The sequence below is a fragment of the Exiguobacterium sp. NPDC077395 genome (genome assembly GCF_050269125.1).
In the GTDB taxonomy this organism is placed as follows: domain Bacteria; phylum Bacillota; class Bacilli; order Exiguobacteriales; family Exiguobacteriaceae; genus Exiguobacterium; species Exiguobacterium aestuarii_A.
Genome location: NZ_JBNNHU010000001.1, coordinates 1,922,504 through 1,936,751, shown reverse-complemented (window position 1 = coordinate 1,936,751; position 14,248 = coordinate 1,922,504). Strand labels below are relative to the sequence as shown.

General features: G+C 49.3%; 13 protein-coding genes. 6 read left to right on the top strand and 7 right to left on the bottom strand.

Annotation, left to right across the window (positions count from 1 at the left end):
- The first annotated feature begins 41 nt into the window (after positions 1–41).
- Positions 42–1,511 (top strand): catalase, encoded by a 1,470-nt coding sequence (locus ACQKD4_RS09920; RefSeq protein WP_214785361.1) that lies wholly within the window; start codon positions 42–44, stop codon positions 1,509–1,511.
- A gap of 84 nt (positions 1,512–1,595) precedes the next feature.
- On the opposite strand, the gene ACQKD4_RS09915 is transcribed toward ACQKD4_RS09920, so the two are convergent.
- Positions 1,596–2,489 (bottom strand): DNA/RNA non-specific endonuclease, encoded by an 894-nt coding sequence (locus ACQKD4_RS09915; RefSeq protein ID WP_427373194.1) that lies wholly within the window; start codon positions 2,487–2,489, stop codon positions 1,596–1,598.
- 170 nt (positions 2,490–2,659) lie between these two features.
- On the opposite strand from ACQKD4_RS09915, the gene nfsA reads away from it, so the two are divergent.
- The gene (nfsA, locus tag ACQKD4_RS09910) at positions 2,660–3,409 is read left to right on the top strand and encodes an oxygen-insensitive NADPH nitroreductase (RefSeq protein WP_214785359.1); all 750 of its coding nucleotides are present in this window, start codon (positions 2,660–2,662) and stop codon (positions 3,407–3,409) included.
- A gap of 41 nt (positions 3,410–3,450) precedes the next feature.
- Here nfsA and ACQKD4_RS09905 read toward each other — a convergent pair whose 3' ends face one another.
- The 3 genes from ACQKD4_RS09905 to ACQKD4_RS09895 all read right to left on the bottom strand — a co-directional run bounded on the left by ACQKD4_RS09905 (position 3,451) and on the right by ACQKD4_RS09895 (position 6,369).
- Positions 3,451–4,572 (bottom strand): TlpA family protein disulfide reductase, encoded by a 1,122-nt coding sequence (locus ACQKD4_RS09905; protein WP_427373193.1) that lies wholly within the window; start codon positions 4,570–4,572, stop codon positions 3,451–3,453.
- Between the two features lie 66 nt (positions 4,573–4,638).
- Positions 4,639–6,039, bottom strand: a complete 1,401-nt coding sequence (locus ACQKD4_RS09900; protein WP_427373192.1) for an MBL fold metallo-hydrolase — start codon at positions 6,037–6,039, stop codon at positions 4,639–4,641.
- A 33-nt stretch (positions 6,040–6,072) separates the two neighbouring features.
- Positions 6,073–6,369 carry a rhodanese-like domain-containing protein gene (locus ACQKD4_RS09895; protein ID WP_015881009.1) on the bottom strand — a complete coding sequence of 99 codons (297 nt, stop codon included), beginning with the start codon at positions 6,367–6,369 and terminating at the stop codon, positions 6,073–6,075.
- Positions 6,370–6,484: 115 nt separating this feature from the next.
- Between ACQKD4_RS09895 and ACQKD4_RS09890 the strand changes: the two genes are divergently transcribed.
- Both ACQKD4_RS09890 and ACQKD4_RS09885 read left to right on the top strand, forming a co-directional pair.
- On the top strand, positions 6,485–6,859 hold the full coding sequence (locus tag ACQKD4_RS09890; RefSeq protein WP_224860276.1) for a rhodanese-like domain-containing protein: 375 nt from the start codon (positions 6,485–6,487) through the stop codon (positions 6,857–6,859).
- Between the two features lie 33 nt (positions 6,860–6,892).
- A complete protein-coding gene (locus tag ACQKD4_RS09885; RefSeq protein ID WP_427373190.1) occupies positions 6,893–7,672 on the top strand; it encodes a sulfite exporter TauE/SafE family protein in 780 nt (259 codons plus the stop codon).
- A 42-nt stretch (positions 7,673–7,714) separates the two neighbouring features.
- On the opposite strand, the gene ACQKD4_RS09880 is transcribed toward ACQKD4_RS09885, so the two are convergent.
- The 3 genes from ACQKD4_RS09880 to ACQKD4_RS09870 all read right to left on the bottom strand — a co-directional run bounded on the left by ACQKD4_RS09880 (position 7,715) and on the right by ACQKD4_RS09870 (position 9,723).
- Positions 7,715–7,909, bottom strand: coding sequence for a hypothetical protein (locus ACQKD4_RS09880; RefSeq protein ID WP_214696058.1), 195 nt, complete (start codon positions 7,907–7,909; stop codon positions 7,715–7,717).
- Between the two features lie 166 nt (positions 7,910–8,075).
- Positions 8,076–8,813: an ABC transporter permease gene (locus tag ACQKD4_RS09875; RefSeq protein WP_427373189.1), complete on the bottom strand. Its 738-nt coding sequence runs from the start codon at positions 8,811–8,813 to the stop codon at positions 8,076–8,078.
- Positions 8,791–9,723 carry an ABC transporter ATP-binding protein gene (locus ACQKD4_RS09870; RefSeq protein ID WP_074032697.1) on the bottom strand — a complete coding sequence of 311 codons (933 nt, stop codon included), beginning with the start codon at positions 9,721–9,723 and terminating at the stop codon, positions 8,791–8,793. Before ACQKD4_RS09870 ends, ACQKD4_RS09875 begins: the two co-directional genes overlap by 23 nt.
- Before the next feature lie 337 nt (positions 9,724–10,060).
- Here ACQKD4_RS09870 and ACQKD4_RS09865 point away from each other — a divergent pair, with 337 nt between their 5' ends.
- Together ACQKD4_RS09865 and odhB are read left to right on the top strand one after the other, a co-directional pair.
- Entirely contained in the window at positions 10,061–12,913 is a 2,853-nt protein-coding gene (locus ACQKD4_RS09865; RefSeq protein WP_427373186.1) for a 2-oxoglutarate dehydrogenase E1 component, read from the top strand.
- 18 nt (positions 12,914–12,931) lie between these two features.
- Positions 12,932–14,206 (top strand): 2-oxoglutarate dehydrogenase complex dihydrolipoyllysine-residue succinyltransferase, encoded by a 1,275-nt coding sequence (gene odhB, locus ACQKD4_RS09860; protein WP_427373184.1) that lies wholly within the window; start codon positions 12,932–12,934, stop codon positions 14,204–14,206.
- Positions 14,207–14,248 lie beyond the last annotated feature (42 nt).

Here is a 14,248-nt window from a genome sequence, read left to right as displayed (position 1 = left end):
TATCAAGATTGTAATGATTATAAATAATGGGAGGCAATCATATGGATCAACACCGTCAACTAACTACTAACCAAGGCGTACCAATCGGGGATAACGCCAACTCCATCACTGCCGGTCGTCGGGGCCCGACGCTTCTCGAAGACTACCAACTAATTGAGAAATTAGCGCATTTCGATCGTGAACGTGTACCAGAACGCGTCGTTCACGCGAGAGGGGCAGGGGCGCATGGTGTCTTCACTGTAAAAAATAGTATGAAACGATATACAAAAGCGGCATTCTTGCAAGAAGAGGGACAAGAGACGCCTGTATTTGCGCGTTTCTCGACCGTCATCCACGGCTTAGGTTCACCAGAAACGCTTCGTGATCCACGTGGTTTCGCCGTCAAGTTCTACACAGAAGAAGGAAACTATGACTTCGTCGGAAACAACTTGCCGGTCTTCTTCATCCGTGACGCGATTAAATTCCCGGACGTGATTCACTCGCTCAAACCGGACCCACAAACAAATCTTCAAGACCCAGACCGCTTCTTCGACTTCATGTCGCTCACACCGGAATCAACGAACATGCTCGTGCATCTCTTCAGTGACGAGGGAATCCCAGCATCGTATCGCCACATGCGAGGGTCATCCGTCCATTCCTTCAAGTGGGTGAATGAATTCGGCAACACGGTGTACATAAAGATGCGCTGGGTACCGAAGCAAGGCATTCAAAACTTGTCAATGGAAGAAGCCGCGAAGATTCAGGCGGAAGACTTCAACCACGCGACACGTGACTTGTTCAACGCGATTGAGCAAGGAGACTATCCGGAATGGGATCTATATGTGCAAATTTTAGACCCAGCGGACATGGACAACTTCGACTTTGACCCACTCGATGCGACGAAAGATTGGTTCGAAGACGTCATCCCGTATCAATTGGTCGGAACGATGACGCTCAATAAGAACGTCGACAACTTCTTCGCCGAGACAGAATCTGTCGGCTTCAACCCGGGGGTTCTCGTCCCAGGAATCCAGCCGTCGGAAGACAAGATGCTCCAAGGACGACTCTTCTCGTATTCGGATACGCAGCGTCACCGTATCGGACCGAACTATCTCCAACTTCCGATCAACTGCCCGTTCGCTCAAGTCGCGAACAACCAGCGTGACGGGGCGATGCCGTTCAAGCAACAGACGAGTCCGGTCAACTACGAGCCAAACCGCTATGAAGACGCACCGAAGCCGAACGCGGACTATATTGAAACGCCGCAACCGATTACAGGCGTGACAGGTCGTCAGAAGATTGAGAAGACGAACGACTTCGGTCAGGCCGGAGAAGTGTATCGCCGTTATTCTCAGGAAGAGAAGGACGCGCTAATCCGTAACCTCGTCGCGCATATCAAAGAAGTTCGTCATGAGAAGACGGTTCTCCTCTTGATTTGCAACTTCTATCGTGCGGATCGTGAACTCGGGGAGCGTCTCTCGAACGAGTTGAACGTTGATCTCGCACCATTCTTGAACCAAATGTCGAACTAAGCATGTAACCGCGGTCTTGTGCCGCGGTTTTTTTTGAATGCAAAAAGACGCTCCTTTCATAGAGGAACGTCTCGTCTATTGTACTTATTCACCGACCATCCCGTCACCGTCTCGGTCGTCCATGTATTGATACAACCAATGATCACGTGTGATCGGCATCTCGAATCCGGCGTTTTTCGCTTCTTTGATCGTCACTTGTCCGTTTCCGTCAACGTCGATATCGGATAAGTCTCGCTCCTCGACCGGTTCCGTCGTCACGTCAGGTGGAGAGTCGTCCGTCAAATCGAGCGATTCGTTCACTTCTTCCGGGTCCTCGTTACCATAGGTATCCGTGACCGTGTTGCCTCGTACGGTATACGTATACTGGTAGCGGGAAGGAATCTGTGTCGTCGTGTTCGGATAGGTAATGATCGCCTCAAAGTCTTTCGCACCGCCAGCCTTTCGAATGACATCTTCCATGAACGCCTGGTCCCCGTAGCGGTTGAGTGCACTGTTTTGTGGTGTGATGTTATAGGCATTCGAGACACCACCGAGCGAATCAGCGATGATATGACCTTCATCGAGATTCGGGTCTTCGACACCCGGAACTTTCGCCTCGTCTGAATAATAGCGACCAGAAGAATTGACGTCTTCGGTCTCATCGTCTTGAAGCGTGATTTCGTCGGCGATAACACGAATCAATTGACCATGCTCGTTCGTGAACGCCCAGTACTCACGGTCGCCGAAGCCGATATCGACGACGACATTCGCTTCCCGTGTTCCGGACTGATCACCGCCATCGACCTCAATTTGTGTATAGCCTTCAAATAAATCTTCTTCCTGTTCAGGTGAAGGCGTCTCGGTTGTCTGTTCTTCTTGTGTCGGTTCCTCTTCGACGGTTTCTTCAGTCGACGTCGGGACGCTCACATCGGCATCCGTACAACCGGAGAGGAGAAACACCCCAAGCAGGAATGGAATGTAAAATGGCATTCTTTTCATATATCTCGCTCCTTATTCGAAGTTACGCTGTCGTATTTTCTATGTAGTCTATAATGATAGCATAAGAAAACGAGAAGTGAGCGTCCTCCTTCAAAATGTGCCCGACGGATTCCTCTCATTTGTGGATTCAGAAAGCTTGTGCCAAGATTGAAAAAAAGGGGGAAGAACGTATGAACGAAGTGATTGAGACATTATTGAACCACCGTTCCGTCCGTGACTTTACGGACGAGACATTAACAGATGAACAAATCCGAACCATCGTTGAGAGCGCTCAACGCGCATCGACGTCTAGCTTTATCCAAGCCTATTCCATCATCGGGGTGACCGATGAAGCGAAGAAGAAACGACTTGCCGAGATTGCGGGCAACCAGTCCTATGTCGTCGAGAACGGTCACTTTTTCGTCTTTTGTGCGGATTTGCATCGCCATGAAATGATTGGTGAGCTACAGGAAGCGGAAGTGTCTGCGACGCTTGAGACTGATGAGAAGTTGCTTGTCGCTGTGATTGACGCTGCACTCGCCTCACAAAATGCGGCCGTAGCGGCAGAGTCGATGGGGCTCGGCATCTGTTATATCGGTGGCATTCGGAACGACCTTTTTGCGGTCAAAGAAGTGCTCGAATTGCCGGAACGGGTCATCCCGCTCTTCGGTATGGCCGTCGGTGTACCGGCCTCAGTCGAAGATCAAAAACCACGCTTGCCGTTCCAGCATGTTTATCATGAGAACACGTATGAAGCGAATCCAGAACGGATGAAGCAGTCCCTTTCCGATTACGATGCGTTGATCCACGATTACTATATGGTCCGTGGCTCGAACCCGCGTAAAGACACGTGGACTGGACAGATGGGACGCATGTTGTCAAAATCAACGCGTCTTGACGTCAAAGACTTCTTGAAAGCACAAGGATATTTGAAGCAATAAGATAAACCGCCGACAAATCACTGTCGGCGGTTTTGTTATGTTCAATTTACTTGAGCATCGAGCCAATTCTTATCGATGGCACCGAATTGTTTTGCGATGATCACACCGGATTCATCGAGCACATATGTCGTCGGCATCGCCTGAATCCGGTACGCATCTCCGACTTGACCGTCACGGTCATAGACGACAGTAAACGCATCTTCGTACGGTTCGACGAACGAGATGGCATTGTCCGGGTCACGTTCGCTCGTCGTCGTGTTGACGGCGACAATCGTCACGTCGTCTCGCTCTTTCGCGAACGCCGCCATGTCCGGCATTTCTGCACGACACGGAGGACACCAGGACGCCCAAAAGTTAACGACGACTTGTTGACCGCGTAACGCTGCTAAGTCGAACGTACTCCCGTCAGTTCGTTGTAACTCAAACGATGGGGGAATTTGCCCGATGTTTAGCCCGGTCGATGCCGTCTCTGTCATGATCGTTTGTGTCGCGCGTTCCGGTAGGGCAGCATTCACGATCGCGAGCAAGACGAGAGCACCGATACTCAATTGTATGACTCTTCTTGAAGGACGAGCGACATAGAGCGAAAGCCCGAGCAGGATGAAGGAGATGCCCATCATCCACCATTGAACTTGTCCAACCGCATACGACTGAAACAGCCAGGTACTAGATGCGCCAAGGACGGTCCAAAGGAGGTGTCCTCGAGTCGGTGCATGCATCCAACGCCATGTCATCCCGAATAGTATGAGGATAAGGACAGCACTCCAAAGATGAATCGGCTGGTCGGGTAGAGAGAATATCGTCCCGTATACCGGAACCGCGAGCGTCATCCCGAGCCAGATGAGGAGCCCGCTCAGCATCCAATATCCTAAAAGGTCTCGATCGAGTCGATAGACGAGCCAAAGGACAACAACGGCCGCGATCCATTGAGACCATACCCCTCCTGTAGCATAGAGAGCAAGAGAAATATCACGAGTCGTCAACAGACCGATGAGGATGGCGCTTCCTTTCCAGGCAAGGAATCCATAAAACCATGTACCGATGACGGCTTCACGTTGCTTACTCTTCAGACCGAGGAAACGAAAGATCCCGTAAAGGATACCAAGGCTTACTAAAAAAATGAGTAAATCGACACGAATGTTAAGTGGACCGATAGCGACCACGTCTTTCCCTCCTAAACAAAAGGCGCCCCTCTCGAAGCGGGCGCCATATTCATAGTCAGTATAACATTACTTGATTTGTTGAGCGTTCAAGACAGTCTTCATTGCGCCGTAGCCACCAAGGATATTGTGGATATCTTTGTAGCCGAGCGATTGAAGGACACTTGCAGCCATGCGTGAGCGTACGCCTGATGCACAGTGGACCGCAATCGTTTGATCGGTCGGAAGACCTTCGTGATCACGTGTGAGTTTACCGAGCAAGATGCGCTCTGCCTTTTCGTAATGGCTCGCGTTCCATTCTGTCGCGTTACGAACGTCGAGGACGAAGACGTCACCTTTTTCTGCAGCTTCGATTGCTTCTTCTGCCGTCACGTCCGTATACGTTTCCGTCAAGAGTGAAGCGTCGAGCTCTTCGACCGGAACGATGAAGCGAAGACGGTCGAGACCGATTGATTGAAGGTCGGTCTGTACTTGATCGACATCTTCCGCACTTGCGATGAGTGTGATGTCTTTGTCGAAGTTGACGAGCCAGCCAGCCCACGAGACGAACTTGTTGTTGTATGGGATGTTGATTGTCCCAGGTACGTGTCCGTTCGCAAAGTCTTCCCCTTTACGCGTGTCGACGACTTGCGTCTCTTCGACGAGTGTATCAAGGCGATCTGAACCGACAACTTCAGGACGAGCGACGTCTGTCGTCACTTGAATGCCTTCTTTGTTCACTTTCTTCATCATGGCGAAGTAGTTCGGCGGTTCTGGTTGATCCGTCGTCAACTCTTTGATGAAGGCATCTTTGTCCGTCATTTGAAGCGCCCAGTTCGTCGCTTTCTCATAACCGACCGTCGACGTTGGAATCGCGCCGAGCGCTTTCCCGCAAGCACTGCCTGCACCGTGTCCTGGCCAAACTTGAACGAAGTCAGGAAGCGCCATGAATTTCTTGAGTGAATCAAACATTTGTTCCGCGCCGATTGCCGTCGTTCCTTTCACACCGGCTGCTTCTTCAAGAAGGTCGGGGCGACCGATATCTCCGACGAAGACGAAGTCGCCTGTGAAGATACCCATCGGTTGTGTCTGGTTCCGGTCATACAGAAGGAACGAAATGTGTTCTGGTGTGTGACCCGGTGTGTGCATGACTTCAAGTGTCACGTTTCCGATTTTGAACGTGTCGCCTTCTTTGACGAGTTGTGCGTCGATGTCTTTGGCGAACGCATACTTCCAAGAAGCATCGCCTTCATCTGATAAATAAGCTTTCGAACCTGTGCGCTTCGCAAGTTCGAGTGAGCCCGATACAAAGTCCGCATGAATGTGTGTCTCAGCTGTTGCGACAATGTTCATGCCTTCTTTTTTCGCTTCTTGAAGATATGGCTCGATGTTACGGGCCGGATCGATGACGATGGCTTCTCCTGTCATTTGGCATCCGACCATATATGAAGCTTGTGCTAATTTCTCATCATAAAAATAACGTAATAGCATGTGGATTTCCCCCTATAAATGAATGTAATGGTTTTATTCGACTTCGCCTTGCCAGCTCATCATCCCACCGTCGACGTTCGTGACATCGAATCCGAGTGAGTCGAGGTAAGCAGATGCGTTCATGCTGCGTCCACCGGCTGCGCAAATGACGTGAATCGGTTTAGAGCGATCGAGCTCATCGACTTTTGCCCCGAATTCAGAAAGTGGTACGTTTTTCGCTTGTTTAATGTGACCTCCAGCATATTCATCAACCTCTCGTACATCGATGAGGTTGAGTGAGTCGTCAGCTTGAAGTAACGCTTCTAATTCAGTAGTCGTAATCGTCTTCATGAGTCTTTGATCTCCTTTTCGTGTTTAAGGTTTTTGGCAACGAGAATGTTTCGTTGGCTTTAATATACCCCCTAAGGTATAATGAGCGCAAGTGAAAAGAATTGGAGGGGAAAACATGAAGAAAATTTCCTTATTTGTTGGGATTTTGGCTGTTATGGTGATTTTTATCTTTGTAATCACATCAGAAAAGGATGAAATCACGAAAATCGATGCTGAAACTCTACAAAACAAATTGGAAAACGAGGAAATAACACTCCTTGACGTACGAGAAACGTCTGAATACGATGGGGGGCATATTGAAGGGGCGGTGAACGCACCACTATCTTCATTAGATGCCAACGAGTTACCGTATCCGAAAGATGAGCCAATCTACGTCATCTGTCGAAGCGGTAATCGAAGTGCCCAGGCTGCTAGTCGATTAAAAGATGCCGGTTATACCGAAATCTATGATGTGTCAGGCGGTATGATGGCTTGGGAATCGATTGAATAAGTAGAGAATACGAGAGTAAATGGAGGAGTCAATATGGAGTTCGGGTTTATCATTACAATCTTTCTTATTGGGTTTATCGGGTCGTTCATTTCAGGGATGGTCGGGATTGGTGGGTCGATCATCAAGTATCCGATGCTGTTATACATTCCACCAATCTTAGGATTTGCGGCGTTCAGCGCGCACGAAGTATCAGGGATCAGTGCGATTCAAGTGTTCTTTGCGACAATCGGTGGGATTTATGCCTATCGTAAGGGTGGATACTTAAACAAACAGTTGATCCTCTATATGGGTGTGGCGGTCTTGATCGGAAGCTTCATTGGAGGATACGGGTCGACGATTTTATCGGAGACGATGATCAATGTCGTTTACGCCGTACTTGCGACGATTGCGACGATCATGATGTTCTTACCGAAACCGCAAGTGGACGATATGCCACTTGACCAAGTGCAGTTCAACAAGGTGATCGCGGCAAGTTCAGCTTTCATCGTAGGGATTGCAGCTGGTATCGTCGGAGCAGCAGGGGCATTCATTCTCATGCCGATTATGCTCGTCGTCTTGCGCATTCCGACAAAGATGGCAATCGCAAGTTCACTCGCCATCACATTCATCTCGTCGATCGGGTCGACGTTCGGTAAAATCATCACCGATCAAATCGTTTGGGGTCCGGCAATCATTATGATTATCGCGAGTCTGATCGCTGCACCAATCGGGGCGAATGTCGGGAAGAATATGAATACAAAAGCGCTTCAATGGATTTTGGCGTTACTCATCTTAGCGAGTACCATCAAAATTTGGAGCGACCTAATCGCATAAAAAATCACGATGCCTCTATCCGGGCATCGTGATTTTTTTGCGTTATTTCGTAATGAAATAATAGAGAAGTCCGAGTCCGATAAACGAGACAGGGAGCAAAATGATGTAGAGCCAAGAAACCATCGACCAGCTCTTCTTTTGGCTGTACGTCGAGCGGTCTTTTCCAAGTCCGACCATGATGGTAAAAATAAGTGCAATCAAACAGACGAGCAATGCTAATCCAATCGTGAGAGCCATATTGTCACATCCTTCTTACGTACTGTTAGTTTCATCATATCGCATACATGTGGGAGACTTCTGACAGAATGTTGAATTTGTGTGACAAAGGTGTCTTGAAGTCATCACACATATGAAGACGAACAACAGTCCCTTTCGATTCGTTTGAATCAAAAGGGACCTGTTCTCATTCCGCGAACGTTTTGCTACGGAACATAAATGCCGTGATGAGATAGAAGGCGATGATATGAAGGGCGACATAGAAGATGGAGAAGCCCATCGTAGCATCCATCGCTTTCATGAATTCTGGATTCACATCATAAATAGAAAGGTCTGAATGCAAGAAGACAATCCATTTTGCGAGTTCAGGTTTCCAGGCAACGAGAAGACCCCCGATGATACTTGAGGCGAAGTTCGCGAGCACCGTAAAACCGATGACGACGCCGACTGACTTGAAGACGACCGAGAACATGAGCGTCAAGAAGATGATGAAGATTGGTCCGCTCACACTGATGAGAATAGGGCGAACGACGTCCCATGTGACAGAGCCGTCTAACGTGAGTGAAAACCCGAACGCGACGACTAAAATAAAGACGAATTGAAGCAACATGACGAGAACGGCCATGACGAGTTTTGACAACAAGATGCGGTCTCGGGAATACGGACTCATCAAGAGGTGCTTCAACGTATCAAATTTCAACTCATTCCCGACCATCTCGGCCGTGAAGACGATAGTAAAGATGCTGAGGAAGGCGATGGCGCCCATCGTTGAGAATTCAAAGAACGAATCAGCTTCCGGTGTCCCATCTCCGCTCGCTAGTACGGCATAAACGATGAGGATGATCGCAGTGTATACACCCAAGGCGACGTAAGGTTTAATCGTGCGGCGCCACTTCATCCATTCATTGCTGAGTAATGAACGCATTGTTCGTACCTCCTTCTTTTTTCGTCAATTTCAAGAATTGTTCTTCGAGTGACTCGTGCTTCATGCCGATCTGATAGACGGCGATATCACGTTCAATCAACCGCTTCAGTAGGACAGGGATATCGGTCTCCTGACGTGGCACGATGAACGACTCGGCAGACTGTTGAACGATTTTTACATCATCGAAAGCGAGAGCTGCGACATCGAGTGCATCACTCATCTGTTCTTTCGCTACTTTACAGAGGATGACGCTATCGGCTTTCGTCTGACCGTCTTCTACTGATTTGATTTGTCCTTGGTCAATGATGGCGAAGCGGTCCGTGATCAGTTCCATCTCACTCAACAAGTGACTCGAGATGAGGATGGCGATGCCGCGGTGATCCGCAAGGTGGCGTAAGTAATTCCGAAGGTCGGCAATCCCGGCTGGGTCTAGACCGTTTGTTGGCTCATCAAGGATAAGTACTTTTGGATTATGCAACAAGGCGCGGGCAATCCCGAGGCGTTGTTTCATCCCGAGCGAATACTGTTTGACTTTCATATCGAGCTTTCCGTCGAGTCCGACGAGCGCACCAAGTGCGTTCAAATCGACTTTCTTTAAGTTCGGAATCAAGTTCATGGCGTGAATCAAGTTCTCACGACCGGTCATGTACGGATAAAACGCCGGATTCTCGACGATGGCTCCGATTCGGCTGAGCGCCTCTTGGCGGTTGTTCGCGACGTCATACCCATCGACCGTCACGGTCCCGTGTGTTGCAGGCATGAGACCTGTAATGATTCGAATAGTTGTCGTCTTCCCGGCACCGTTTGGCCCCAGGAAACCAAAGATTTCACCTGGTACGACATCAAAGCTGACATTCGTCAATACCGTTGCTTTTCCCATTTTCTTATGGACATTTTGTACGGATAACATGTGGTCACCTAACTTTCTTTTATGAGTGATAGTGTTCTTCCTACATCCCCTTCTACGGGCTTGTTTGAAATAAGGTTTCATCTTTTTTTGAAATGTTTGAAACAAATCTTTTGAGACACAATTTATCGATAAGCAAAACTTATCGGAATAGTATGGACGAATTGTGAATTTGTAAGGGTCTTTCTAGCATGAAAGGTGTAGTATGAAGTTGAGCGTAAGAGGCAAGATTTGGTTTTGTTCACTAGGGTAAGAGAAGAGTGAACGGCTTCGGGCTACATGTTAAAATGAAAGCGTTCACAGATTGGACGTTTAGGAATGGATAAGGGGGATTTATTCAATGGGAGAGTCGTCGAATGTTCACGAGAAATCGCAAGCATTTTATGGTCCTAACTTAGGCTACATCATTGAACTGTACGAGCAATATTTAGAAGACCCGTCTTCGGTCGATGAGGAGACACGTCGATACTTCGACGAGAACGGGGCACCAGAATCATCACCGACAGCAGTACCGGCCTCGGGTCCGTCGTTTGACTTAGAGAAGGTCGTCTCGGCGACACGTCTCGTCAACGACATCCGTGCGTTCGGTCATAAGGCGGCGGATATTTATCCATTGAAAGACCATCCGCGCGAACAAGAATTGTTCGAACTGTCTCGTTATGATTTGACAGAAGAAGATTTAAAACAAATTCCGGCCCGTCTTCTTTCAGACGATGCACCGAAACCAAATGCGAGTGCCCTTGAGTTATTCCGTCACTTGCTTGATGTCTATACAGGGACGGTTGCAATCGAACTCCGTCACCTAGACGATATGGAAGAGAAGAAGTGGATTCGCCGTCAAGTCGAACAAGGCGCATTGAAACAAACCTTCTCAAAAGAAGAAAAAATCGAATTGTTCAAACGTCTAGCCGAGACAGAACTGTTTGAATCATTCCTTCATAAGACATATGTCGGACAGAAACGCTTCTCCATCGAAGGATTGGATGCGATGGTGCCGTTACTCGACGCAATGGTCGGAGGCCTGATCTCGAGCGGGTCTGAACATATCAACATCGGAATGGCGCACCGTGGACGTCTGAACGTACTCGCTCACGTACTCGGCAAGCCGTACGAGATGATTTTTGCGGAGTTCCAACATGCACCAAATAAAGAATTGATTCCGTCTGAAGGATCAATCGGCATCAACTTCGGTTGGTCAGGCGACGTGAAATATCACCTCGGTCTTGACCGAAAAGTGCTTGAACAACAAAAAGAAGTACGTCTCAATTTGGCGAACAACCCGAGTCACCTTGAATTCGTCGGATCGGTCGTTGAAGGGTACACGCGTGCCGCGCAAGATGATCGTTCTAAAAAAGGTTCGGCTGTACAACAAGATGATTTGGCAGCTTCGATCTTGATTCATGGAGATGCGGCGTTCCCAGGACAAGGAATTGTCGCGGAGACGCTCAACATGACGAACTTGACGGGTTATCGTACGGGTGGAACGGTTCACGTCATTGCGAACAACACCATCGGTTTCACGACGGACCCGAACGATTCACGTTCGACACGTTACGCGAGTGATATCGCCAAAGGATATGAGATTCCGGTCCTCCACGTAAATGCGGACGACCCGGAAGCATGTGTCGCCGTCGCGAAGTTGATCAGTGAGTATCGTGCCAAATTCCATAAGGACATCTTGGTCGATTTGATTGGGTATCGTCGCTACGGTCACAACGAAATGGACGAACCGATGAATACGAACCCGGTTCTTTATAAAGCAATCAAAGGACATCAGTCTGTCCGTCACGTATATGCCGAGCAACTTGAGGCAGAAGGCGTCATGACAAAAGATGAGAAAGCACAAATCGAGCAAAAGATCGAAGAGGCGCTTAAAGCAGCACGCGACCTCGTTCCTTCTGAGGAAGAGGATGCTGACATCGTCTTGCCGGACGCGGTCCATAAAGGATTCCCAAAAGTCGATACGAGCGTAGAACTCGAACTCCTCACGCAATTGAACGAAGAGTTGCTTGACTGGCCAGAAGGCTTCGGAGTCTTCCATAAGCTTCAAAAAGTACTCGACCGTCGCCGTGACGCATTCGGTGAAGGTGGAAAAATCGACTGGGGTCATGCGGAGACGCTTGCCTTCGCGTCGATTCTTTCAGACGGTACGCCGGTTCGTTTGAGCGGTCAAGATTCCGAACGCGGAACGTTCGCCCAACGGAACATCATGTTGAACGATGTCGAGTCAGGGAAGAAGTTCTCGCCACTCCATCAGCTGTCGACGGCGAAAGCTTCGTTCTCTGTCTACAACAGCCCGCTTTCAGAAGGATCAGTTCTTGGATTTGAATACGGTTATAACGTATTCGCCCAAGACACACTCGTACTATGGGAAGCCCAATACGGTGACTTTGCGAACTCGGCGCAAGTCATGTTCGACCAGTTCATCTCGGCAGGTCGTGCGAAATGGGGTCAAAAATCAGGGCTTGTCATGCTCTTGCCACACGGTTACGAAGGACAAGGACCAGAGCACTCGAGTGCACGGATGGAGCGTTACTTGACGCTTGCCGGTGAGAAAAACTGGACAGTCGCAAATCTTTCATCTGCGGCACAATACTTCCATATTCTCCGTCGCCAAGCTGAGATGCTCGGCAAAGAAGAGATTCGCCCGATGATCATCATGACACCGAAGAGTCTGCTTCGTCATCCGCTCGCGACGTCACCAATCGAGGCGTTCACGGAAGAGAGCTTCAAACCGATCGTTGAACAGCCAGGTCTCGGTGAGAACGCAGAGAAAGTCGAACGTCTCGTCTTCTGCACAGGGAAGATGGCAATCGACCTCGCGGAAGCGGTCAGCAAGTCAGAAGAGTCACTCGACTTCTTGCACATCATCCGGGTCGAGGAAATCTATCCATTCCCGGTACGCGAGATTCGTGACGTCATCAGCCGTTATCCGAACGCACGCGAAATCGTCTGGGTACAAGAAGAACCGAAAAACATGGGAGCTTGGACATACATTGAGCCTCGCCTTGAAGCGGTCACGACGAACCGACTCGACGTTCGTTACATCGGGCGTCGCCGTCGTTCGAGCCCGGCTGAAGGAAATCCGACAGCCCATAAACAAGAACAAGCACGCATCATCCGTGAAGCACTTTCTCGCGACGTCGTCTCGAGCGGTGCAGGCACGAGCACATACCAAAAAGATCGTAAATAAGTTAAGGGGGAACTCATTGTGGTCGAAATTAAAGTACCTGAATTAGCAGAATCCATTACGGAAGGAACGGTCGCGACATGGCTCAAACAGCCAGGCGACCAAGTCGAAAAAGGGGAAGCCATCGTCGAGCTTGAGACGGATAAGGTCAATATCGAAGTCCCAGCTGACGAAGCGGGTGTGTTAGAAGAACAACTTGCCGGAGAAGGGGATACAGTTCAAGTTGGTGACGTCATCGCACGTCTCGGTTCAGGTTCTGGTGGCGGAACGGCTGTCGCGACGAAGACGAAGACAGAAAACGTGACAGAAACGAAGACAGAAGCGCCGGCTGAGAAGAAAACGGAGTCTGTTGAAGAAGGCAAGAAAGTAGAGAAACGCGAAGAACACGTCGCGAGCCCAGGTAAAGGACCAATCGCAACACCTGCTGCCCGTAAACTCGCTCGTGAGAAAGGCATCGACCTCTCGGCCGTTCAAACGAACGATCCGATGGGACGCATCAATGTCCATGACGTTTCAAAACATGAAGACAAACCAGCTGTGAAAGAGCAAAAACCAGCTGCTGCAGCTCCAGCACCACAACCGGCGGCAAGTGGGAAAGAAGAAGAGCGCATCAAGATGACACGTCGTCGTCAAACGATTGCCAACCGTCTCGTAGAAGTGCAACAGACGGCAGCAATGCTCACGACGTTCAACGAAATCGATATGTCGGCGGTCATGGCACTTCGTAAACGTCGCCAAGAGAAATTCGTGAAAGACAACGATGTCAAACTCGGCTTCATGTCATTCTTCACGAAAGCAGCGGTCGCCGCTCTCAAACGCATGCCTTACTTGAACGCTGAAATCCAAGGAAATGAAATCGTCTTGAAGAAATATTACGATATCGGAATTGCCGTATCGGCGCCAGACGGTCTCGTCGTCCCTGTCGTCCGTGAAGCAGATCGTAAAAACTTCGGTGAAATCGAGAAAGACATCCTTCACCTTGCGGATAAAGCGCGTAACAACAAGCTTGGTTTGAGCGACCTCACAGGTGGTACGTTCACGATCACAAACGGTGGCGTGTTCGGTTCACTTCTTTCAACACCAATCTTGAACGGACCACAGGTCGCGATCCTCGGGATGCACTCGATTCAACTCCGCCCAGTCGCAATCGACGCGGACACGATGGAAAACCGTCCGATGATGTATGTCGCACTCTCATATGACCACCGAATCGTAGATGGTCGTGAGGCTGTGACATTCCTCAAGCACATCAAAGAGATGATTGAAGATCCAGAACAATTGTTGTTCGAAGCATAAGATGTAGAGGAAGTACCCGCTCCGATATCAGGAGGCGGGTAC

What these genes read in the sequence shown, in the direction of transcription:
- ACQKD4_RS09865 (WP_427373186.1), top strand. Translation starts at nt 10,061, where the DNA reads ATGGGAGAGTCGTCGAATGTTCACGAGAAATCGCAAGCATTTTATGGT.
- ACQKD4_RS09895 (WP_015881009.1), bottom strand. Translation starts at nt 6,369, where the DNA reads ATGAAGACGATTACGACTACTGAATTAGAAGCGTTACTTCAAGCTGAC.
- ACQKD4_RS09875 (WP_427373189.1), bottom strand. Translation starts at nt 8,813, where the DNA reads ATGCGTTCATTACTCAGCAATGAATGGATGAAGTGGCGCCGCACGATT.
- ACQKD4_RS09900 (WP_427373192.1), bottom strand. Translation starts at nt 6,039, where the DNA reads ATGCTATTACGTTATTTTTATGATGAGAAATTAGCACAAGCTTCATAT.
- ACQKD4_RS09920 (WP_214785361.1), top strand. Translation starts at nt 42, where the DNA reads ATGGATCAACACCGTCAACTAACTACTAACCAAGGCGTACCAATCGGG.
- ACQKD4_RS09880 (WP_214696058.1), bottom strand. Translation starts at nt 7,909, where the DNA reads ATGGCTCTCACGATTGGATTAGCATTGCTCGTCTGTTTGATTGCACTT.
- ACQKD4_RS09890 (WP_224860276.1), top strand. Translation starts at nt 6,485, where the DNA reads ATGAAGAAAATTTCCTTATTTGTTGGGATTTTGGCTGTTATGGTGATT.
- ACQKD4_RS09870 (WP_074032697.1), bottom strand. Translation starts at nt 9,723, where the DNA reads ATGTTATCCGTACAAAATGTCCATAAGAAAATGGGAAAAGCAACGGTA.
- nfsA (WP_214785359.1), top strand. Translation starts at nt 2,660, where the DNA reads ATGAACGAAGTGATTGAGACATTATTGAACCACCGTTCCGTCCGTGAC.
- ACQKD4_RS09915 (WP_427373194.1), bottom strand. Translation starts at nt 2,489, where the DNA reads ATGAAAAGAATGCCATTTTACATTCCATTCCTGCTTGGGGTGTTTCTC.
- ACQKD4_RS09885 (WP_427373190.1), top strand. Translation starts at nt 6,893, where the DNA reads ATGGAGTTCGGGTTTATCATTACAATCTTTCTTATTGGGTTTATCGGG.